Origin of the sequence: Agrobacterium sp. P15N1-A (assembly GCF_044626815.1) — a bacterium.
GTDB classification, from domain to species: domain Bacteria; phylum Pseudomonadota; class Alphaproteobacteria; order Rhizobiales; family Rhizobiaceae; genus Agrobacterium; species Agrobacterium leguminum.
On record NZ_JBIUPF010000006.1, the window covers coordinates 349,980 to 370,878 of the forward strand.

The 20,899-nt window shown below is 63.0% G+C and carries 23 protein-coding genes; 4 read left to right on the forward strand and 19 right to left on the reverse strand.

Annotated elements, in window-relative coordinates:
* Nucleotides 1-12: 12 nt before the first annotated feature.
* The 13 genes from ACIK7D_RS21005 to ACIK7D_RS21065 all read right to left on the reverse strand — a co-directional run bounded on the left by ACIK7D_RS21005 (nucleotide 13) and on the right by ACIK7D_RS21065 (nucleotide 7,381).
* The gene (locus ACIK7D_RS21005; RefSeq protein WP_112556545.1) at nucleotides 13-558 is read right to left on the reverse strand and encodes a S26 family signal peptidase; all 546 of its coding nucleotides are present in this window, start codon (nucleotides 556-558) and stop codon (nucleotides 13-15) included.
* The gene (locus ACIK7D_RS21010; protein ID WP_112556547.1) at nucleotides 555-1,076 is read right to left on the reverse strand and encodes a DUF2840 domain-containing protein; all 522 of its coding nucleotides are present in this window, start codon (nucleotides 1,074-1,076) and stop codon (nucleotides 555-557) included. Before ACIK7D_RS21010 ends, ACIK7D_RS21005 begins: the two co-directional genes overlap by 4 nt.
* Nucleotides 1,073-1,324: a hypothetical protein gene (locus ACIK7D_RS21015; RefSeq protein WP_112556549.1), complete on the reverse strand. Its 252-nt coding sequence runs from the start codon at nucleotides 1,322-1,324 to the stop codon at nucleotides 1,073-1,075. Before ACIK7D_RS21015 ends, ACIK7D_RS21010 begins: the two co-directional genes overlap by 4 nt.
* Nucleotides 1,321-1,974: a ParA family partition ATPase gene (parA, locus tag ACIK7D_RS21020; RefSeq protein WP_112556551.1), complete on the reverse strand. Its 654-nt coding sequence runs from the start codon at nucleotides 1,972-1,974 to the stop codon at nucleotides 1,321-1,323. The genes ACIK7D_RS21015 and parA overlap by 4 nt, the downstream gene beginning before the upstream one ends.
* Complete coding sequence (locus ACIK7D_RS21025; protein ID WP_112556553.1) at nucleotides 1,971-3,146, reverse strand: replication initiator protein A; 1,176 nt, start codon at nucleotides 3,144-3,146, stop codon at nucleotides 1,971-1,973. The genes parA and ACIK7D_RS21025 overlap by 4 nt, the downstream gene beginning before the upstream one ends.
* A gap of 18 nt (nucleotides 3,147-3,164) precedes the next feature.
* Complete coding sequence (locus ACIK7D_RS21030; protein WP_112556554.1) at nucleotides 3,165-3,446, reverse strand: AlpA family transcriptional regulator; 282 nt, start codon at nucleotides 3,444-3,446, stop codon at nucleotides 3,165-3,167.
* A 134-nt stretch (nucleotides 3,447-3,580) separates the two neighbouring features.
* Nucleotides 3,581-4,072, reverse strand: a complete 492-nt coding sequence (locus ACIK7D_RS21035) for a DUF2285 domain-containing protein (RefSeq protein ID WP_234899662.1) — start codon at nucleotides 4,070-4,072, stop codon at nucleotides 3,581-3,583.
* Nucleotides 3,978-4,451: a transcriptional regulator domain-containing protein gene (locus ACIK7D_RS21040; protein WP_345791106.1), complete on the reverse strand. Its 474-nt coding sequence runs from the start codon at nucleotides 4,449-4,451 to the stop codon at nucleotides 3,978-3,980. Before ACIK7D_RS21040 ends, ACIK7D_RS21035 begins: the two co-directional genes overlap by 95 nt.
* Nucleotides 4,452-4,491: 40 nt before the next feature.
* A complete protein-coding gene (locus ACIK7D_RS21045) occupies nucleotides 4,492-4,740 on the reverse strand; it encodes a DUF2285 domain-containing protein (RefSeq protein ID WP_112556559.1) in 249 nt (82 codons plus the stop codon).
* 23 nt (nucleotides 4,741-4,763) lie between these two features.
* Nucleotides 4,764-5,030 carry a hypothetical protein gene (locus ACIK7D_RS21050; protein ID WP_112556561.1) on the reverse strand — a complete coding sequence of 89 codons (267 nt, stop codon included), beginning with the start codon at nucleotides 5,028-5,030 and terminating at the stop codon, nucleotides 4,764-4,766.
* 203 nt (nucleotides 5,031-5,233) lie between these two features.
* Nucleotides 5,234-5,398: a hypothetical protein gene (locus ACIK7D_RS21055; RefSeq protein WP_177319352.1), complete on the reverse strand. Its 165-nt coding sequence runs from the start codon at nucleotides 5,396-5,398 to the stop codon at nucleotides 5,234-5,236.
* Between the two features lie 458 nt (nucleotides 5,399-5,856).
* Nucleotides 5,857-6,258, reverse strand: a complete 402-nt coding sequence (locus ACIK7D_RS21060; RefSeq protein ID WP_112556563.1) for a single-stranded DNA-binding protein — start codon at nucleotides 6,256-6,258, stop codon at nucleotides 5,857-5,859.
* A 706-nt stretch (nucleotides 6,259-6,964) separates the two neighbouring features.
* Nucleotides 6,965-7,381: a hypothetical protein gene (locus tag ACIK7D_RS21065; protein ID WP_112556566.1), complete on the reverse strand. Its 417-nt coding sequence runs from the start codon at nucleotides 7,379-7,381 to the stop codon at nucleotides 6,965-6,967.
* Between the two features lie 237 nt (nucleotides 7,382-7,618).
* On the opposite strand from ACIK7D_RS21065, the gene ACIK7D_RS21070 reads away from it, so the two are divergent.
* On the forward strand, nucleotides 7,619-8,536 hold the full coding sequence (locus ACIK7D_RS21070; RefSeq protein WP_400157269.1) for a DUF6615 family protein: 918 nt from the start codon (nucleotides 7,619-7,621) through the stop codon (nucleotides 8,534-8,536).
* Between the two features lie 20 nt (nucleotides 8,537-8,556).
* On the opposite strand, the gene ACIK7D_RS21075 is transcribed toward ACIK7D_RS21070, so the two are convergent.
* From ACIK7D_RS21075 to ACIK7D_RS21090, 4 genes are all read right to left on the reverse strand, one after another.
* Nucleotides 8,557-9,492 carry a DUF2493 domain-containing protein gene (locus tag ACIK7D_RS21075; protein ID WP_177319353.1) on the reverse strand — a complete coding sequence of 312 codons (936 nt, stop codon included), beginning with the start codon at nucleotides 9,490-9,492 and terminating at the stop codon, nucleotides 8,557-8,559.
* Between the two features lie 342 nt (nucleotides 9,493-9,834).
* A complete protein-coding gene (locus ACIK7D_RS21080; protein WP_112556570.1) occupies nucleotides 9,835-10,872 on the reverse strand; it encodes a toprim domain-containing protein in 1,038 nt (345 codons plus the stop codon).
* Nucleotides 10,872-15,221, reverse strand: coding sequence for a strawberry notch family protein (locus ACIK7D_RS21085; RefSeq protein WP_112556572.1), 4,350 nt, complete (start codon nucleotides 15,219-15,221; stop codon nucleotides 10,872-10,874). The genes ACIK7D_RS21080 and ACIK7D_RS21085 overlap by 1 nt, the downstream gene beginning before the upstream one ends.
* 144 nt (nucleotides 15,222-15,365) lie before the next feature.
* Entirely contained in the window at nucleotides 15,366-15,617 is a 252-nt protein-coding gene (locus tag ACIK7D_RS21090; RefSeq protein WP_400157281.1) for a hypothetical protein, read from the reverse strand.
* Between ACIK7D_RS21090 and ACIK7D_RS21095 the strand changes: the two genes are divergently transcribed.
* Nucleotides 15,519-16,259 (forward strand): alpha/beta fold hydrolase, encoded by a 741-nt coding sequence (locus ACIK7D_RS21095; RefSeq protein WP_400157280.1) that lies wholly within the window; start codon nucleotides 15,519-15,521, stop codon nucleotides 16,257-16,259. The genes ACIK7D_RS21090 and ACIK7D_RS21095 overlap by 99 nt on opposite strands.
* Here the strand turns inward: ACIK7D_RS21095 and ACIK7D_RS21100 are convergent.
* Nucleotides 16,252-16,914 carry a C2H2-type zinc finger protein gene (locus tag ACIK7D_RS21100; protein ID WP_400157270.1) on the reverse strand — a complete coding sequence of 221 codons (663 nt, stop codon included), beginning with the start codon at nucleotides 16,912-16,914 and terminating at the stop codon, nucleotides 16,252-16,254. The two genes, ACIK7D_RS21095 and ACIK7D_RS21100, sit on opposite strands and share 8 nt — an antisense overlap.
* Before the next feature lie 48 nt (nucleotides 16,915-16,962).
* Between ACIK7D_RS21100 and ACIK7D_RS21105 the strand changes: the two genes are divergently transcribed.
* Entirely contained in the window at nucleotides 16,963-17,847 is an 885-nt protein-coding gene (locus ACIK7D_RS21105) for a hypothetical protein (protein ID WP_400157271.1), read from the forward strand.
* A 28-nt stretch (nucleotides 17,848-17,875) separates the two neighbouring features.
* Complete coding sequence (locus ACIK7D_RS21110; RefSeq protein ID WP_162719286.1) at nucleotides 17,876-18,532, forward strand: SEC-C metal-binding domain-containing protein; 657 nt, start codon at nucleotides 17,876-17,878, stop codon at nucleotides 18,530-18,532.
* A gap of 116 nt (nucleotides 18,533-18,648) precedes the next feature.
* Here the strand turns inward: ACIK7D_RS21110 and ACIK7D_RS21115 are convergent, their stop codons facing one another.
* Nucleotides 18,649-20,817: a ParB/RepB/Spo0J family partition protein gene (locus ACIK7D_RS21115; RefSeq protein ID WP_112556582.1), complete on the reverse strand. Its 2,169-nt coding sequence runs from the start codon at nucleotides 20,815-20,817 to the stop codon at nucleotides 18,649-18,651.
* Nucleotides 20,818-20,899 lie beyond the last annotated feature (82 nt).

The following is a 20,899-nucleotide window of genomic DNA, read 5'->3' on the forward strand; positions in this document are numbered from 1 at the left end:
CAGCTCGCGCCGTCACCGCGTCGGCGCGCGCCAGACAAAGCGGCCTTCGCCGTCTTCATCGGTGTAGAGAGGGATTGCCCGGCCGATCACCGCGGACACCGGAAGCGGCCCGAAATAGCGGCCGTCCAGACTGTCGGGAACTTCCCAATTCATCAGGAAAAGTTCATCGGCCGCGACAACGCGGCAGCCCCGCCAGACCGGCAGCGAGCGGCCAAGGCGATCGCGCTCCAGCGCTTCGCCCATCTCGATCCCGTCGACCGTGATCAGGTCGCGGTTGCGGCACACGCGCTGTCCCGGCAGACCGAGGACACGCTTCAGGAGTGGAACGCCACGGCCGACATAGCCACGTTCGACCATGAAGTCGGCGAGCGGTTCGGGCGGCATGACGGCGACCAGCTCGGGCACTTCAAGCCGATCAGCCGGCGCGATGGTGTAGAAGCCGATGGGCGCGCTTTCGGTGGCGTTCCAGATCAGCCAGGTGGACGTCGGGATGAACGCGGCGACCGCAGCGCCTATCACAGCGAAATACGTCACCATGACGTAGTCGAAGCGGGTCATCGTCCGATCTCCCGCCGCTTGAGCCACGCCTGATGGCGGTCGATCGTGTACGGACGCGGCTGTTGGCCAGCCTGCATCCGGTGGGCGACGTGGCGCCAGTGATCGGGCGCGACATCGCAGGCGTCGATGCCGCCGCGTTCGATCGCATCGACGTGGCGTAGCACGTCCTCGACCTTCGGCCAGCCTTCGATCTTGAGGACGATTTCGCCGCCAGGACGCACGAAGGGCAGTGTCTGATGAGCTTCGCCCGGCTCGACCGCGCGCACAATGTCGATACGCGAGATGATCGTACCGTAGTCGTTCGCCGCCCACCGGACGAAGGCAAAGACTGAGCCTGGGCGAAAGGAAACGACGCGGCGGCGACGGTCGAGAATCCGTTCCTGCGCCTCGTGACCAAACCTGATCCAGTATTCGATCTTCTTCTCGATCCAGGTCAGTTCGACGTGCGTCATGTCGTCGGTGGAGCCTACGGACGGCAAACGGCCGCCGTGCATGCGGGGGGCCACAATGCCGGTCATGAGAGGTCTCCTTCTGTCGGGGGAAATTCGCGTGCGAACAGATCGCGCAGCATGTCGGCGACGGTGACACCGCGGCTGAAAGCGGTAATCTTGATCCGGCCGCGCAGCTCGGGCGTCACGTCGATGGTGAGCCGCGCGGTGAAACCGCCGGCGTCATCATTGCGAGGCGGTGCATCGGCGGCCTTGATCCAGTGCTCGGGATCGGCAGGCCGGGAAGCGAAGCCTTTGCGGGTAGGACGCTCGCTCATGGCGCGGCCCTCCCGCTTCCGAGACGACCGATCTCCGCAGCCAGTGCCGTGATCTCGCGCGCGGCCGGAGTGTCGTGGTCGAGTTCTGAAACAAGCCGACCGGACTGTGCAGCCGCCGCGAAAGCGATGCGCTGTCCGATGGTGCTGGCAAGCACGGGCGGGTCGTGATCGGCGAGTGTTTCGGCCGTCTCGCGGGCGAGCACCGTGCGGGCACCGCAGCGGTTGAGGACAAAGCGCGCGGCTAGCTCGGGCCGGTAGATACGCGCCTCGGAGAGCAACGCCAGCATCTCGGCCGAAGCCCAGCCATCTAGCGGCGACGGCTGTACCGGGATCAATACGAGATCGGCGGCAAGCAGCGCCGAACGCATGAGCCCGGCGATGCGCGGCGGCCCGTCGATCACGATATGATCCACGTCGCGGGCGAGTTCAGGGGCCTCGCGGTGCAGCGTATCGCGCGCAAGGCCGACGACGCCGAACAGGCGCGGAAGGCCTTCATGGCTCCGCTGCTGCGACCAGTCGAGCGCCGAGCCCTGAGGATCGGCGTCGATCAGGGTGACGCGCTTGCCGCGTGCTGCCCATTCTCCGGCGAGGTTCAGTGCCAGCGTCGTCTTGCCGACGCCGCCTTTTTGATTGAGGAACGCGACAATCATCGGCGTCCTCCCGGCGGATCGAGAGGAAGTCGGGGGACTTCGGGATCCACGGATGCAGGCGTGTCGGCGTGATCCGTAGCCGATCGGGGTGCGGATGGCGCAGCCGAAACGCTCTTCTTCGCGGCTATGCTGAGACTTCTGGCAGCGTCGCGGACGAGGTTTTCCAAATCGCACGCGCGCTTTTTAAGGTTAGATTCTTGGTTAGACTCTAAGTTAAGGGCGCGATTTGCTGTTTGATTTCCGTGCGTTATGCCCTGTTTGGGTTCCTGATAGCACGAGCCTCCGGTTCCCGATAGCACGTGAGTGCGGGTTCCCGATAGCACGAGACTATCCACAGGTTGTCCACAGGGCGCGGCTGGCTCGAAAGCAAGCAGCATCCGCCCGCCGATCTCGACTTCGAGGAAGAGCGTATAACCCGGCAGAGGTTGGCGTTGGATGATGTCGCGCAGCTCGAAGGCGAAGCGCTTGAACGGCGACAGGCTGCCGGATTTCTGGTGAAGATGGCGAAAGTCGAAACGCCAGCCGTCGCGCTGGCGGCCGCCGTGCTTGCGCACCAGGCGGTAAAGCCAGCGATCGAGGCCGCTGGTCAGGTCGAAATAGGCCCGGTCGATGGTGAGCACCAGCGCGTCATCAAGGACAGCCTGGTAGAACCAGTCCGGCACGATCAGCTCGATGCCCTCGGGACGACCGTTGCGGTCGGTGCGCTCCTGCCACTCGTTGATCCACGAGAAGCGGTGACGCCTTCCCTCTGCGGGTTGACGGATCGAGGTGGAAACCGTGGTCGATTGCAGCCGGTCGAGCGCAGCTTTCAGGCGCTGATAGTCGCGCGCGCTGGTGCCGCGCCCGACATAGGAGAGGATTTCGTAAGGTGTTGCGGCCATCAGCCGGGAGGTGCGAAGCCCGGCATCGCGGGCTTCGACAATCTGGCTCGCCGCCCAGATCAGGATGTCGGCGTCCCAAATGGTCGCCATGCCGTGATCGGGAACGGCCTCGACCCGGATCGTCACGTTGCCGGCGACGAAATCGATCGGCGCGACGCGGTGCGTCTTGGAGAGGGAGAAGAAGGGATAAGCCATGAGATCCTGCGCGTCTCGTGGCGCGAAGTCACCAGGGAGCGCCCGGAACAGATCGAGCTGCCCGCGCTCCGAGAGGGACCGATGCCGCGCCGCCATTGGGAATACCGGCCGCGGTCAGCGTGCGTAGCGGCCGGGCTGCGGAACAGCGGGCAGCGTCTGGCGCTTCGCCGGCAGCACCTGGCCACGCGGGTCGGAGGTCGAGGTGACGGCACCGCGAGCTGCCCAGGCTTCGAGATCGTCGACGGCGTAGACGACGCGGCCGCCGAGCTTGCGATAGCCCGGGCCGGTTCCGTAGGTCCGATGCTTCTCCAGAGTGCGGGCGGACAGGCTAAGAAATTCAGCAGCTTCCTTGGTGCGCAGGTAGCGCGGCGGCAAAATGGCGAGATCGGGTCGCATGGATCGGGCCTCCGTGGGTTGCGGGCGGCCGCTGCGGTTCAGCGGCGGACGACGACCACGGTGGCGGAGAAAGGTCTTCGGAGGGGATGGGGAACAATGGAGGGCAAAAATCTCCACCCCCTGCCCCGCAACGATCAGGATCTGCGACGGTGACGCAGCAGTTGAAGATAGCCGCCGCCGATCATCGCCGAACCGCTCTTGACCAGACCGATGACCGTGTCGCGGATCGAAGAAGTCTTCCACGGTTCCGCGGCGATGCGATCCCGGCCGTAAAGCGCGATGGCGATCTCGCGGTAACTGGCGCCGTTCGTCCTGCCGTCCGCCGCCTGCAACATCAGGCGCAGTCGGCGGCGCTGCTGGCTCGTCATGCGCGTATCGGGCGGCACCGGGCGGCTTCGGGCCGCACGCCAATAGCGGATCAGAGCTTCGAGCCGGCCAAGTATATCGTCGTCGAGCGGGATCAGTGCTGCCAGGGGCTCCTCCGGAGCGGTGTCCGGGAGGAAAAGAAACTGGGAGCCGACGCTCTCTATATCAACGGCATAGCGACCTTCGGGAGCAGGGCGACTCTCGCCGGTACCGATCGGTGGGTGGAGTGAGAGATGTGGGAGGAATTCGGGGCATCGCATCAGGATCAAAACAGCAAGATCGACTGAAGGCGACCAAAGCACATGCTGTGATGTGGAGGGCAAATCCGGCCTTGCCGGGAAATCGCAACCCCCAGCGCTGCTCCGCTTCACGGGGAAGCGGAGCAGTCTCTGCTTTCGCTTGCACAAGGTCTTGATAGAGACCCTGATACCCTTCGTCGCGACGAAGGCATTCCCAGGCGAGCCCTTCAACCGGCAAGTCGTCAAAGAAGTCATAGGCACGCTGATTGCGCCAAACCGATGTATCCGGTGTCATACTCAGCACCTCGCAGATAACGCGCAAGTCGAGCGAAATACGATTCCCGGTTGAAGTGATTTGCGGAAGATTGTCGGCAGGCATCACCTGATGCCGCAGCGGCATCACCAATGCGACGCGGACAATGCCTTCATGACGAACTGATTCAGTTCAGGAGATACTTATAGCCCGTACTGGCCATCCAACGCGCCCGTGCCAGATGGCTGTCATAGACGCGCCGGGCGCGTTCCGGCTCGCGGTCAGCGTCGATCCCGAACAGAATTCCAACAGCTTCCCGCCATTCCGCGCCGTCGGCGACGGAATCGAGAAGACGCGCATAGAGCTTGATGTGCGACCGATCGTAATTGGTAAGTTCGAGGCCCTCGGGGGGCATGTCTTTAAATAGCACAATCATGGCGTCCTCCCAGACAGGTCGGCTCATGATTGGCCAAGAATACGAACCTGGCGTCCTTTGTCTTCATCAACGAGCAGTACCCCTTGTCCCCGCTCGGTGGACAATAGCACGACGCCGGCTGCTTCAAGAGCCCTGCGAACCTGATCGCGCGTACTTTCATACACTTCGAGGCCGCTTTCGGATTCGAGGCGTTTGAGTGCGGTCAGTGATACCCGGGCCTTGTCAGCGAGCGTCTCCTGTGTCGAACCCAGCAACGCGCGTGCGGCCCGCGATTGTCGGGCGGTGATCATGCATGACCACCTCCCATACGAGCCTACGCACATTCCAAAACTACGGCTATTTTAGTCGTTCTTGGTTTTGGATTCCACCGAGAAGTCGCTGCGTCGGCGGTCTTTGAACTATCTGCGCCATCGTGATTCGGGTGAATTGCCGATTTGCCCGACATTTTAAGCATCGCCCTTTGGGCGTCGATGGGGGCAACGCCCCTTCGAGTTCAGTCGAACGGATCAATTTCTTCGACGATGGTGTCGTCCTCCCCGTCATATTCGGCGGCGGGCATTACGCTGAGCGTGCCGTCGCCGGCACGGAAGACGACGATCGTGACCATCAGGGTGGCGGCGAGGCTAAAGGCGAAAGCGTGGGCATCTGAAAGGGACATTTTCCGGCTCCTGATTAGAGGCGGGGACCATTCCCCGCTCGACAGGCGCCCGATGTGTTTTGATCCTGGCCGCGATCACCGCCGAGGCAAAGCCTCGGACGGCAGCATGCATCGCATAGTCCGACCCTTCATGGGTTGATCGTGGAAGGCCGGGATTGAAACCAAGGTTGCGACTCAAGAGCGGGGTGGTCGCGCAGACCGGAGCGGGAAATTCCCGCAGATGCCTACTCCTTAAAGCCTGCCGGCGCCGCCTCCCTGATGGTCCGGATTGTCTTTGTGCCTCTGGGACCGGCGTGATGCCCTCCGCCGAATATGATTGGTGCAACAGCCGTGTTTGCTGATCCAAACCCGATGGTGGCTTTGGTATTGGCCCAGCCGGAAGGCCCGGGCGGCGGCTGTGATCTTCCGCGAACATGAAAAACCCGGCGGCTCGCGCCGCCGGGCCTTTGGCATCCTGCTCAGAACGGAATGTCGCTGTCGTCTGAAAACTGGCCGTCGTCGTTCTCGGTCTGCTTCGCCCGGTTCAGGAAATCCACCGTCTCGGCGATGATCTCCGTGCTGTAGCGATCGACGCCCTCAGCATCGGTCCACTTCGTGTAGTGGATGCGACCGCGCACCAGAACCTTCATGCCCTTCTCGCAGTATTCCTGGATCGTTTTAGCGAGGCCGTTGAAGGCGGTGATGCGGTGCCATTCGGTATCCTGGACCCGGTAGCCGTTCTCGTCCCGGATAACCTTGCCTTCCGAATAGCGCGGGCGCGACGTGGCGAGGGTGAAGTGGGTGATGTTGGTGCCGCCCTGGGTGGTTCGGGTTTCGGGGGCCTGACCGATGTTGCCGGCAAGAATGACGATGTTCTGCATTTTCGTATCTCCGTTGCTCCTCGGAGGGTCCATCCCTCCGACGAGACCCGGCCAAGGCCGTCGGGAGATGCCTGCACTGGCGCTTTCAAGCGGCAGCTTGACCCGTAAGGCCCGGAGTGGTGCGGGCAGGCGCTTGCGCCAACTCGGTCCGGAGCCGCGCGGGTTGCGGTCAGAAACCGAACGGTCTTAGGGGATCAGTCAGTCGGAGGGATTGGCGCCTCAGAGCGCTACGCCGGGGATGCGCAGCAGAACATCGTCCTTGCTGGCGACAGCGCGCTGGCAGGCTCCGTGCCGAAACCCTCGCACGCCAAGCGTGAGCGAAAGAGCCGTCACCGGCCACCATACGCCGCCAGCCGGAAGGCCGGGTTTGTCCGGGGCGAAAGTTTAGCGGCTAGAGGGCTTCAGGCACATGGCACCGTTCCCGCCTCACCTGCTGAAGTTACGATCCCGCAATACAGCGAGACAGAAACATGAACGTATTCGCGGTTGCCCCGCTACACGAAGTGGACCGATCGCGATGGTATTGACCGTAACATCGCACGCGATTGTCGTTCAATGCCAAACTTCCAACGCCGGGCGAGGCAGACCGAGAACGAGGACGACTATCGCAGCGCTGATCTGACGTCACTTATCTGGGCGGGGTGCGAAAGGCCCGGCGGCGCGGGCCGGCGCAGGTTTTCCATGGAAGCGGCAGGTCGCGGCTGTATCAGCGCGAGAGGATCGTCGTACCGAGCGCGTTGAGATTAAGCATCGCCGCGATACCGATGAACAGACCGCCAGCGCTACCGAGCATATTCAAGGCGATCGTCGAATCGATGAAGTTCTTCGTGACGCCGTGGACAAGCGCATAGCCAGCGATGGTCGCCGGGATCGCGAACACGGCGAGCGCGATCAGACGCAAGGCCGGGTTCTTCGCAAAGCCCACAACCGCGATGACCAGCGCCACCGAAAGCAGCGCCGCGCCGATGGCGGCGAGCCCCGACATCAGGAAACTGGCCTCCGTGTCATAGACATATTGGAAGGCGGTCAACCCGACCATGAAAGGCAAGGCATAGACAGCGAAGTTATAGGCGATCACGCACATTGCGATCGTCAGGGAGATGGCGAGCAGGATCAGCGTCATGGCAGCCTCCAGATGAACGATTGGGGATCACGACAGGCTGCCGGAAGATGCGCTCCGCCTGCGACTGGGATACTTCACCGGTTCTGCTTTTCGTATAAGACGAATTCAGTCAGGCCCCGTCAAGGTCATCGTGCAACAGGGAACTCTTCTGTAAGAGCGCCAGCAATGCGCGTTCGAACGAACAACAGTCGAAGCTATAACTTACGAGGCGTTCTGGCTCGGGGAGTAAAGAAAATCGTGTCGGCGACAATATGTGACCTAGCGGCGAAGCTGCCATTGCTGATCGGTGGCCTTCTCGATCGCGAAAGCAAGCTCAAACGCGGGCGTTTCCGCGAAGAAACGATGACCGATATCATCACCGGCGCGCTGGCGGCATTCGCCGGACCGAACCTCGTGATTCAGTATCCGGTAGAGGTCGAGACCGGCGGTGATCTCGACTTACGGTTTTGGCACGCGGAGAGTGATCGCAACCTCAATGTAAGAATCCAGGCCAAGCGCCTGAATGCGGAGAAGGACGGGACAAAGAAGGTCAAGATCAAGCATCGTGCGTATGACGAACTGCTTCACAAGCCACCAACCGGGACGGACTACCAGTTCCGCGTCCTTCGCGACGCTCCCGCGCCATGGCTCCCGCTCTACATGTTCTACAATCATCAGAGCGTGACGGTCGATCCGGAGCTCGCGGGTACGACGCCAACTGTCAGGGGGATCAACCTGGCATTCGCGTGCGATGTGGCGGATGAGCTGGAGGATAAGCTGGCGTCAGCGGCAGCGAAACCGAGGAAAATCAAACACCACAAGCGGCTCAGTCATTTGCGCAAGCACTTCTTCGGACTTGAGGCGATCCTTTGCCCTGCTGGAGATTGGAAAAGCGAAACCGTGCCGCCGCCGGATCTCGTGCAGATGTCTCTGCGCGAGCAATACCGGATGTATGAGGACGATAAGACAGAGAAAGAAATTCCCGACATCGTGCGGCGTTGGCTGTTGGAGCCTACCGGACTTGCTGTCAGCCGCGGCATCCGGCGTCTTTCTGATGGCCCGTCGATCCGGGTCAGACAAGACGTAGAGGTTCCGACGATCACCTTTATTTCCGGGAGGACGGCTGACGACCGGACACCTGTCATCAACGATGATACTGATCGGAGACGAGGCTGACACCCCGCAATGGCGGCGCTTTACGCGCCGCCGTCGAACTTCATGACCGGGATACCGAGCTTCCGCGCCTTGTCCGCGAGGTTCTCCTGAATCCCTGTGCCGGGGAAGACCAAGACACCGACCGGCAGGGTGTCGAGCATGGCGTCGTTGCGCTTGAAGGGCGCGGCCTTGCCGTGCTTCGTCCAGTCAGGCTTGAAAGCGACTTGGCGCACACGGCGGGAATCGGCCCAGCGGGAGGCGATCAGTTCGGCACCCTTCGGCGTGCCGCCGTGCAGCAGCACCATCTCGGGATGCTTTGCATGAACCTGATCGAGCTTCGCCCAGATCAGATGATGGTCGTTGAAGTCTGCGCCGCCGGTCACGGCGACCCTGGGGCCGGCGGGTAGCAGCACTTCGGTCTCGGCCCGGCGTTTCGCGGCGAGGAAGTCGCGACTGTCGATCATCGCCGAGGTCAGATGGCGATGGTTGACCATTGAGCCGGTGTGCGGCCGCCAGGGTGTACCGGTGTGGTTCTCGAAAGCTTCGGCCGAGAGGTCACGGAAGAGTTCCATGCTGTTGCGCCGCTCGATCAGGGTCTGGCCCTCTGCCGTGAGGCGTTCGAGTTCGACCGACTTCACCTCGCTGCCGTCTTGTTCTCTCTGAAGGCGACGCTGCGCCTGCTCATTGTCATCGAGCTCGCGTTCGACCCGACCGGCGGCGCGGTGAAACAGGTTGACGGTCCCCCAGAGCAGATCGTTGAGGTCGGGTTCGAGGCGGGTGTCACCGAGTGTGGCGACGAGGGCGTCGAAGATGTCCGCGACCGCGGCGGCGACCTTGTTGCCCTCCGGCAGAGGTCTAGGATCGGGTTCGTCCTGAAACGGACGCCAGCCATAGAGCTGGAGTTCGGTGAGGAGATGATCGGTGGGGGATGAGGTGTGGACCGGCTCGAAGCCTGCGTTGTCGTCTTCGTTCATCATCGGGAGCGTCCTTCTGTCCAAGAGACCGCGCCCATCGCGGCCTTCGCAGGCGTCGAAGCTCACGGACGGGACGGCCTGGCAGCCCTCGCGCTACCGCGAGGGCCTTGATGGCCGTGTTCCGGCTATTTTGTTTCGCGCTGCAAAGGCGGGGCTCGTCCCGCCGGCGGAAAATAGCCGGAACACGGCCATTGCCTGGACGGCCAGTTTGTGAGCCGATCGCCCTCTCAGAAGGCCGTGGGCGTCGGCCTCTCCGACACGAGGAAGGTTGCTCACGATGATGAATGGAGGTGGCAGGTGAAGATAGATGCCTGGGCCGCGCCTCATCCCCCGCCGGTCGTCTCCTCATCCCGCCATGAACCGGCTGACGTCTTCGGGATGAAGTTGATCCCTCAGAGCCGCCCGGAGGGCGTCGACGCCGCGCCAGCGCAGATCGTCGCTGAAGTCCCCGCCGATCGGCGACACCGGGATCGCCTCGATGCCGATGCCAGCTGCTCTGGCGATCAGGCTGTCTCTCGCACCGTCCCCGGCTGGATCACGATCGCGAAGGACATAGAGCTTGCGTAGCGTCGCCGGGAACAGGATGGCAGCGAGGTGGGCGGCCGAAAGAGCCGCCAGCATCGGCATGGGGCCGATACCCAAGCGGGCCGACAGCACAGTTTCGATTCCCTCTCCGGCGGCGAGCACCTCACCGGCCACACCAAAGCGGACGCCGTGCCCGAGAAGGTCGCCCATCGCCCGCCGCGGTGTATCGACAGGCGCCTTGCCCGAACCGTCAAGGGAAAGCCAGGTCCGGTGTGCGCCGGTCTGCCGTCCGGCGAGATCGGTGACGGACGCGACCATCGCCGGCCAGGTCTCCGTGGGCGCTTGCTCGTCGGGCTTGTAATAGCACCGTGGATGGAAGCGCAACGCGGCAGTGCCGACGAACGACGTGAGCGCCCTCCCTCTGAGGTAGATCTCCGCAAGCGTGCCGCCGATCGGCTGCGACATGGCGAAGAGCCGCCGCGACGCTTCGGGTGAACCGACGGCGACGCTCGACACAATGCCGGTTGGGGTTCTTGTCTTTTCCGGATCTGGGTGCGGGAGGCGGAGGAACCGGCGTGCTTCCTCGGCCACATCCTTGAAATCAACAAGGCCGAGCGCTTCGCGGATGACGTCGAGGAGATCACCATGCTCGCCCGTCGCGCTATCGGTCCATTTTCCGGCAGGGCCTTTGGCGGTGTCCCTGAGACGGACATAGAGGGAGCGGCCGGGGCTGTTCTGGACGTCTCCGACCAGCCAGTAATTTCCGGAGCGACGACCGGAAGACAGATATTCGCAGCACACCGCCTCGGCCTGTCGGCCGAGACGGATTGCCAGATCGGAAGCGTCATGATGGGCCATCACGCCGCCTCCCGCTCGCCGATGCGCTCGACCGGATAGGTTTCGAGCAGCCTGCCGAGCACGGCGATGCCGGTGGCATCGGCCGGCACGAAGAAGCGCAGCTTCCACGAAATGATCTCGGTGAAGAGACCATAGGCCCGCAGCCGCTCGCGCATGGCCTCGCTGAAACCGGAAAGCTCGATGCGGTTGGCGCCCATGACGCGGACACGGCGAAGCTGGAGTCCCTCGGCGAGATAGAGGATCGTCCGTCCTTCCATCAGCGCCGCATGGGCGTCCTCGGCGGACAGGGTGGTCGTTCCGGTCGCGGTGGTGTTCGCCGCCCAGGCCGGAGAGACGCGACGGCCGATGATGCGCTCCCCGTCATCGGTCTGGAGCCGGTAAACGCGCGTCGATTCATTCGGCAGGCGTTTCCACACCGGCAGGAGGAGTCCGGCGACGACGTGGATGGTGCTGTCGGAATAGGCTGGAACCTCGGAGATTTCCCTACTCCAGACGGCCGCGAAGGTTTCACGATCAGTTTCCTCCCAATGGCTTTCCGCCATCATCTTCAGAGAAGCGTGATGATGCTCCATGGGCCGGATCAGCCGCACGCGTCGCTCGATCTCGCCGTCGTCCAGCATGAGCGAAGGCGCTGAAACCTGCACCGCGGCACGGCCGGACCTGGCGTTGACCAGCAGCCTGCCGAGATCATCGTCGGCATGGCCAAGAGCATCCGCCAGCGTCGTTGGCCGGTTGCGCCGCCGCTCGGTGATGGTGAGCAGCCGCGTTTGCGCGCCCGTCGCGGGATGGATGTAGATCGTCTTGCGGTCGGTGACGACGAAGCTTTCCGCCGTCAACGTTTCCAGTCCGAGATCATAGACCCCGCTGGCGATTGCACCCTGTACCTTGGCGTCGAGCAATTGCTCGAAGGCGGTGAACAGAATGCCCTGAAGCTCGATGGTGAGCGCGAGCAGCCGGTTGAGGAAGGTTGTAATGGGCGGCAACTCATCCTTGATGCCGTTGCTGTCCATCAGCTTCAGGCCAGTAGCCGCCTCGAAGCGATTGAGCGAGCAGCCCTCGATCTTGCCGCGAACGAGCAGGAGATAGAGCTGACGCAGCGCGTCGCGGGCGTAGGTGCTCTCCAGATTGTCCTCGGGCCGGAACAGTCCCTGACCGCCGGTCTGGCGTTGCCCGCGCGTGATCGCTCCGAGCGTATCGAGACGCCGGGCGATCGTGCTGAGGAAACGCTTCTCGGCCTTCACGTCGGTCGCGATCGGACGGAATAAGGGCGGCTGCGCCTGGTTCGTCCGGTTGGTACGGCCGAGCCCCTGAATGGCGGCATCCGCCTTCCAGCCCGGTTCGAGGAGATAGTGGACGCGCAGGCGCCGGTTTCGCGCCGACAGCTCGGCATGATAGCTGCGCCCGGTACCGCCAGCGTCGGAGAATACCAGAATCCGCTTCTGGTCGTCCATGAACGCGGCCGTTTCCGCCAGGTTGGCGGACGGGGCGCGGTTTTCGACGGCAAGGCGATCGCCCACGGCGTCGGCACCCGACTTGCGGACGATGCGGCGGGAGCGTCCCGTCACCTCCGCTACCGTGTCGGTGCCGAAGCGCTGGACGATCTGGTCGAGCGCGCCGGGAACAGGCGGGAGCGAAGCGAGCCGCTCGATCAGTTCGTCGCGGCGGGCGGCGGCTTCCCGGCTTTCGACCGGCTGGCCGTCGCGATAGACCGGCCGCGACGACAGATTGCCCTCGCTGTTCGTGAACGGCTCGTAGAGCTGCGTCGGAAAGCTATGCGCGAGATAGTCGAGCACATATTCCCTGGGCGTGATGTCCACGCGGACGTCGTTCCATTCCTCGGTCGGGATCTCGGCAAGCCGCCGTTCCAGCAGCGCCTCGCCGGTCGAGACGATCTGGATCACGGCGGCATGGCCATCCTCCAGATCGCGCTCGATCGAGCGGATCAGGGTCGGCGTTTTCATTGATGTCAGCAGATGGCCGAAGAACCGCTGCTTGGCCGACTCGAAGGCCGAGCGGGCGGCCGACTTGGCCTGCTTGTTCAGCGTGCCGTCGCTGCCGGTGATGTTGGCAGCCTGCATCGCGGCGTCGAGATGGTTATGGATGATTTGGAACGCCCCGGCATAGGCGTCGTAGATGCGGCGCTGCTCGTCGGTGAGCTGGTGCTCGACCAACTCGTATTCCACCCCGTCATAGGAAAGCGAGCGAGCGGTGTAGAGACCGAGCGCGCGAAGATCGCGAGCCAGAACCTCCATCGCCGCGACGCCGCCGTCTTCGATGGCTTCCACGAACTCAGCTCGCGTGGCGAAGGGGAAATCCTCGCCGCCCCACAGGCCAAGCCGCTGGGCATAGGCGAGATTGTGGACCGTGGTCGCGCCGGTGGCCGAGACATAGACGACCCGAGCATCGGGAAGCGCATGCTGCAGCCGCAGGCCCGCGCGCCCCTGTTGCGAGGCGGTAACGTCGCCGCGTTCTCCCTTGCCGCCGCCGGCGTTCTGCATCGCATGGCTCTCGTCGAAAATGATCACTCCATCGAAATCGGAGCCCAACCATTCGACGATCTGCCGGACGCGCGAAACCTTGCTCCCACGGTCGTCGGAGCGCAGCGTGGCATAGGTTGTAAATAGGACGCCTTCCGAGAGCGTGATCGGCTTGCCCTGCGGAAAGCGCGACAGCGGCGTGACCAGCAGGCGCTCCATGCCGAGGGCCGACCAATCTCGCTGGGCGTCTTCCAGGAGCTTGTCGGATTTGGAGATCCAGACGGCCTTGCGGCGCCCGCGCAGCCAGTTGTCGAGGACGATGCCAGCCGATTGGCGGCCTTTGCCCGCACCGGTTCCATCGCCGAGCATGAAGCCGCGGCGGAAGCGGACGGCGCGCTTGGCGTCGGCGGGCGCGACCTGGACGACATCGAAGGTCTCATCCACCGTCCACGATCCGGCGAGATAGTCGGAGTGGGCCTCGCCGGCATAGATGACGGTTTCGAGCTGCGCGTCGGACAGGAGGCCGAGAATGTTTGCGGGCAGCATCGGCCGATAGCTCGGCCTCGGTGGCGCGACGCTCGCCATCGCTGCCGACTGCACCAGCTTGGTGGGATGGGCCGCCGAGCCGGGAATACGGATCGACTGCAATCCGTATTCCTCATAGATGGCCTCGGTCAGATGTGCGCCATCGGCCGCCGTCCAGTCCAAGGGCTCATAGGCCAGCTCAATGCCTTCCGGATCGGCGGCCACGGTAGCTGCTGGACGCGACGAAGCCGAGCGCGCGAGATAACCACGCACGGATCGCGAAGTTGCAGCCGAGCCTGATGCTGCGGCTTCCGGCAGCGTGACCGGCAAGCGCGGCGTCACCTGAGCCTCGATCCAGCCGAGCAGCGTGGCGACGTCGGGCGCGACCCCCGGCGAAGCCGGGAAGACGGCCGGATCGTCGGCGGGCAGCTTGTCGATGACGGTAAGCCGCGTCGGAAAGGTCGTGCCGTGTCTGGCATAGACCGAACCGTCGACGGCAGAGGTGAAGACAATGCGGCCACGCTCCTGCAACCGCGCGAAGGCATCGCGCCAGTCGGTACCATCCGGGCCGACATTGGCGCCGGTGATCGTCACCAGCCGTCCGCCCGGCGCGAGGCGGTTCAGCGCCGAGGCGATATGGCGAAAGCCTGCGTCGGCAACGCGGCCTGAGACATTCGCGAGCGCCGAGAACGGCGGGTTCATCAGCACCACGGACGGCACCGCTGCCGGAGCAAGATGATCATCGATCTGGGCCGCATCGAAGCGCGTGACGGCAATGGCCGGAAACAGCGAGGCGAGCAGATCGGCGCGGACCTCTGCCAATTCGTTGAGGAGAAGCGTGCCGCCGCTGATCTCCGCCAGGATGGCGAGGAGGCCGGTGCCCGCCGATGGCTCCAGCACGCGATCGTCCGGCGTGATCGCCGCCGCCGTTAGGGCGGCAAGCCCCAAAGGCAAAGGCGTCGAGAACTGCTGGAGCGTCTGAGATTCTTCGGAGCGGCGTGTATGGGTCGGCAGAAGCGCGGCTATCTTGTTGAGCGCGGAAAGACGCAAAGACGGCGTTCCTGCTTTACGGAACAGCGTCTTTCCGTATTTGCGCAAGAACAGGGCGGTCGCTATCTCGCCGGCCTCGTAAGCCGCCTTCCAGTCCCAAACACCCGACGCATCGGAGGCGCCGCACGTCGTTTCCATGGCAACACGCAGCATGCCGGTGTCGACTGGCTGGCCGCGTTCGAGATGAGGAAGCAGAAGATTGGCCGCGGCGAGTAAAGCGGCAGACGGAGCGGCCGGTTCGCGATCGAGCGGAAGCGGTGCGGCTGACGCATCGGCCACTGGCAACATGACGTGCATGGAGGAGTCCTCGGGAGAGCGGGAACAGGACAAGCCCCGTCGGCGCTCTCTCTTGACCGCCGGGACTCGCCCCGTCCCACGGCCCTCTTCCTTTCCAGCAACCGCCGTTACATGCAGATCTGCACATTGCACCGTTCCGCCGCATCATGAACATGTGCGGCGACCGTCTCCGTCAGATCCGGGACGGCGACGTGGACGACAAGCGACACGAGGGAACATATGGAAGAACAGTTTTTCGACACATCCCATGGCAGAACAGCCTTTTACGATAATCGCGCCGATGGCCTTGCGCTTGTGATGTTGCACGCCAACTCTGTTTGCAAAGAGAGCTTTACGCCGCAGATCGCGGCATTCGGGAACACGTACCGGACCATTGCCATCGACCTGCCCGGCCATGGCGCCTCATCCGACGCGACAGACTCATGCAGAAGCTACAGCATGAATGGCTATGCGAACGCCGTATCCGAGCTGCTGGCCGGAATCGGCGTGACACGATACGCGCTGCTCGGCCATTCTCTCGGCGGTCATGTCGCGCTGGAACTGCTCGCGCGTGATGAAACGTCGATTGCCGGCGCCGCCATCTTCGGCACGCCGCCGATCGAAAACAGTATCGAGGGACTGATCGCCGGTTTCGTGCCCAGCCCGGACACGGCCTATACCGGCAGCCTCATGATCACCGAAGAACAGGTCGGGATGATCGCCAGGATGGCGCTGGGGGAAAAGGATGAGGGCAATGAAACATTCCTCGCCGCGATCAGGCGCACCGACGGTCGGGCGCGGCAATATATGATGGAAGACGCACAGGCCGGCAAAACCAGCGACCAACGCAAGGTGGCCGAAACGACGGCAATACCCCTGCTGATCATCAACGGCGCCGACGATCCGGTCGTCAATCTGGACTATGTCGACAGCCTCTCTTATCGGAACGTCTGGACGGGCAAGCCGATCCGGCTCGCCGGGACAGGGCATGCCGTCCATCGCGAGCAGGTGCAGGCGTTCAACAGGCTGCTGGCCGAATTCCTCGAGACGATCACCTGATCAGGCCGGCGCATCCGCGCTTGCGTAAAAACGCCTGCATCGCTTCCGAGATCGGTGGCTCGATGTCGAAGACACCGAACCGCTGACGAAAGCGATCCCACTGGCGCCCCAACAGACCCCGCCGCCGCGCATCGGGGCACATCCATATCCAGTCGAGGCGCCAGGGGTTGTCGCCGCGTCCAGCCGGCTGGGGGCGAAACGCGCAGACTCCGACAATCCGATCCGCGTCGTCGGAAAACAGAAATCCGACCGCTTCGCCATCGTGATCGGGATCGATCTCCCATTGCACGAAGTCGTAGCCGAGCTCGCGCTTGAACTCCAGCGCCCGATCATAGACCGCCTTGCGTTTCCATTTCGGTGACGACGCATCCACCCAGGGAGCGTCGAGATCGCGGGACAATGCATCGGCGAATTGCCGGTTCGGCTTCGGATCGATGATGGCAAAACGCTCGCGGTGGAACGACCGGTGCGCCTGTTCGTCGGTTCGCAGGCCCTTGACGTAGAGCATTCCGCAATCTGGGCAGGTCACGGATTGCGTTTCCGGCCGCTTGCGATATTTCGGAGCGGCGATCTTCAGCCACAGTGGCTCGCCATCGTCATCGATCACATATTCCAGTCGGTAGCCCGACCCGGTCCTGTGCCGCATCGTGCGCATTCCCCGCCATGGCCGGTGAGGCGCCGAAAGGGTTACAGGCGGCATGCGATGACGGTTCTGATCATAGAAGAGAACGGAGATCTCGTCCTCGCTCATATGGGAAACCGGTGGAATTGCCGCCTTGAGCCGAGCGCACAAGGTCGTCAGATCGATCCGGAAGCCCAGCCGTTCGATGAAGATGCAAAAGGCGGCGGTATCGATCGCGGAGAGCATGGAATGACCGAAACCGTCATCGAGACGATGTTTCGGGCGCGCGAAAACAGCGCGGAACGGCAGGTCGAGCACGGCGGCGAACTTTTCGATATCGATGACCACAGGCGGGTCCGATCTGCGGTCGAGCATCAGCAGCAAATCTTCGATATCGGCTGTCGATGCCCATCCGGTCTCAGTAATCCTTGTAGCCAACGAAGCCGGAAAAGGGCGATCATGCGGTTCCGGTCTTTGCAACGCATCCCATATCGCCCGGATCGTTTGTCCTTCGACTTCCATACACTCTCCCAATGCAGCGACGACTATTGTTTCGCCGGATATCAAAACCACCGTTTCCAAGAAAGTAAGCAGGAGAAAATCATAAATCGGAACTGTCCGCCATTCGTTGAGATATCATCTCTAAACAAGATGATTCCTGGTGCGGTCGATGTCCCCCTTGTCGATGACTCTACGGTAGCGGGAAGTGTATGGGTTATGGAGGTCGAAATGGTAACAGTCATCTGGGCGCCGCCCGACATGCCGGACGAGCGTCACATCGTTGTGCGCGTTCATAGGGACGGCGTTCCCGGGACGAGTGACAAAGGTTACTTTCACATCAGCGACGAAAAGGACTGGGGAGGCTCCGGTCCCTTCGACATGCTTCTGACCGAGGTGATCGAGCGGGCGAAGGAGCAGGCCGTCGACCGGGGCCTGTCACATGTCGTCGTCGTGCGTCGCGACTGATCGCCGTAACCGAGCCCGGAGGATAGGCGTGCCCGCCATCAGCACCGACCTGTTCAAGAAGAGCTATACGACCGTGCCGGAGGAGCTTGGCCCGGCGATCCTGGCGTTCTGCGACGGCATCAGTTCCGACACCATGCCGCTCTACGTTTCGGTCCGGGCCGAAGACGATGCGCAACCATCCGAATGTTTCAACAATGTCACGGCCAAGGTGAGCCGGGATGGCGGATCGCTCGTCTATGGCTGGCTGATCTGGGAATGGCCGCGTGTGTTCATCGAGGCGGAACATCATGCCGTCTGGGAAAAGGACGGGGTGCTGACCGATATCACCCCGCCGATCAACGGCGAGACGAACATCCTGTTTCTTCCCGACCCCACCCGCACATACGATTTCGTGGGACAAAGGCGGCTGATCAATATCAAGAAGAGCCTCGGCCTGTTTGCGAGCGTTCCGGACTGGATACGGGCTGCCGACACATTGCAGAGAACGATCGAGCGGCATTCCGTCGGAAATCAGTTCACCATGGATCGCGACCATCTCGCGGCGCTCGGACGAGACGTCCAGCAAAGCCTTGGTGCGGTCTTCGTCGATCTCGCCCGCTACACTGGACCGAATGACCGCTGCTTTTGCCAGAGCGGCAAGAAATTCAAGAAATGCTGTTCGCAATTGATACAGCTCCACCCCTGAATTGTCGGTCGGAATGAGGGAGCCAACATGGGACAAGGCGCTCCGCCGGACAGCGGAACGCCTTGTCTGAAGGGCAGCAGAAATGCGGGGTCGATCATACCGGCCCCGCGTCGCGACTATTCGGCGGCGACCATCGCTATACGATCATCGTCGTTGTCGGCATCGTCCATATCGTCCTCATCCTCGCTGGCGAGGAAATCGGGCAGCGCTTCGCCGCCGCCATCTGCTTCGACCGTTGTGTCCACCGTGGCCTCCGCGATCACCTCGCCATCGAGATCGGCAAGCCGCAGCGGCTCGGGCAACCAGCCGGTATCGGCCAGCAGCCGCTCTGCCTCCGTGGCCATGTCACCCTTCTTGAGATGGGCGATCAGATCGGCCGCCCGATCGCCGGCGCCTTCACGGACGGCCGCAAGGATGCGAGGTTTGGTCACGCGGCCGAGATAGTTCTCGACCGTGGGACGGAAGCCGACATCCACCATGTCGAGACCAGTGGCGCGCGCCAGTCGATCGGCCTCGGCCATGCGGCGGTCAAGCCCCACCTGCGAAATCCCGGTGGCGCTGTGGGGATTCGGACGCTCATAAAGCGCGTTTATCCCGTAGGCGACACAATGGGCGAGCAGCGCTAGACGGCTGACATCGTCGAGCGCGGCAAGCCAATCCCAGAGCGCGTCATCATCCGTCGGAATATCCGCCTTCCAGTCCTCATGCCGCTGGGAGACGGACTTCGCATACGGAGCATCGGCGAGATCCTTGCCCTGTTCACGGAAGAAGACGTGGTTGACCGAGGCTTGCAGGCTCGCGCCCGACGTGCTGGTGCGCTGGAAGGTATCGCGGACCAGCTTATGCAACAGGGCTGTAAGCGCGACATGAGGATTGGCGCCGACGGCATCGCGAAGCGCCACCGAGCGATGTGCGGTCAGTTCGATCACGAGCCGTTCGGGCAGTGGCTTGATGACGTCTTCTTCGTCATCGTCCTCCGGCTCGGCCGCTTGACCGCCGATGGTGATGACGGCGCGCTGGATGGCGCCATCGGTCCCGATTGCTGGGGCCGCGGCGTCGTGATCGCCATCACTCTCTTCGCCACCGTCGACGACTGGAGCTTCATCCTCAGGACGGACATAGCCACGATCGACCACCAGATCACCATCGCGATTGATGCTGACGAAGACGCCGGCACGGGCAATCTCAGCCGGATGGTAGATCACCGGACGCTGCTCGAAGGCGTTGAGCGCCTGTTCGACTTCGCCAAGACGCTGATCAATCTCGTCGGGCAGTTCGTCGGCTTCTCCATATTCGGCCTCGAGACGGCAATATTCGTCACGCAGAGCCTCGCGGGCAGTACGCTCCTCGTCCGTCAGATCGGCAGCCGTGCCGACGATCTCGCGCAGGCCGTCATTGTGGCCATAGGGGAAGTGGACGGCGATCTCGACCCACTTCCAGCCTTCGCCGGCGATTTCCTCGGCGATGGTCTTCAGCTTTTCGCCGACCAGCCGATCAAGCAGTACCGGGTCTTGCAGCCAGCCACCGTTGTCGTCCTCGAACAGGTCGCGCAGAACGTAGCCACCCGCCGCCTCGTAGGCGTCGATGCCGACGAACACGGCGCGTTTGTCGGATGCGCGTACCGCAGTCTCGGTGAGCATGCGGCGTATCTGCCAGGGCTCCTTCTGCCAGCCATCCTTGATCGCCGCCCAAACCTGCTCCTGGCGAGCATGATCCTCAGAGACGGTGAAGGCCATGAGCTGCTTCAGCTCGATGCCGTCTTCGGCATAGAGATCGAGCAGGGCTGGCGAAACCGAGGCCAGGCGCAGGCGCTGCTTGACGACGTTGACGTCGATGAGGAAGGCGGCGGCGATGTCTTCCTCGCTCATGCCCTTGTCGCGCATGGTCTGGAAAGCGCGATACTGGTCGAGCGGATGGGGCGGAATGCGTTCGTCATTCTCGGCGAACGAGATCTCCTCCATGAGGATGCCGCTCGCGGCATCGCCGACGACGCAGGGAACCGGCGCTGTCTTGGCGAGGCGCTTCTGCTTCACGAGGATCGCGAGAGCCTGATAGCGGCGACCGCCGGCGGGCACCTCGAACATGCCGGTTTCCTGCCCGTCTGCGTCGAGCACCGGTCGGACGTGAAGGCTCTGGATCAGGCCGCGACGCGCGATCGAGGCCGCCAGATCTTCGATCGAAACGCCGGCCTTGATGCGGCGGACGTTCGACTGGCTCAAAACGAGCTTGTTGAAGGGAATGTCGCGCGAGGACGACAGGGTGATTTTCTGAGTGGCAGTAGCCATCGGGGTAATCTCCGCGACGAGCGGTCGGGAGCCTTTCTCTCGACCTCCAACCCGTCACGAAGCAAAGCGCCGCCCTCTCACT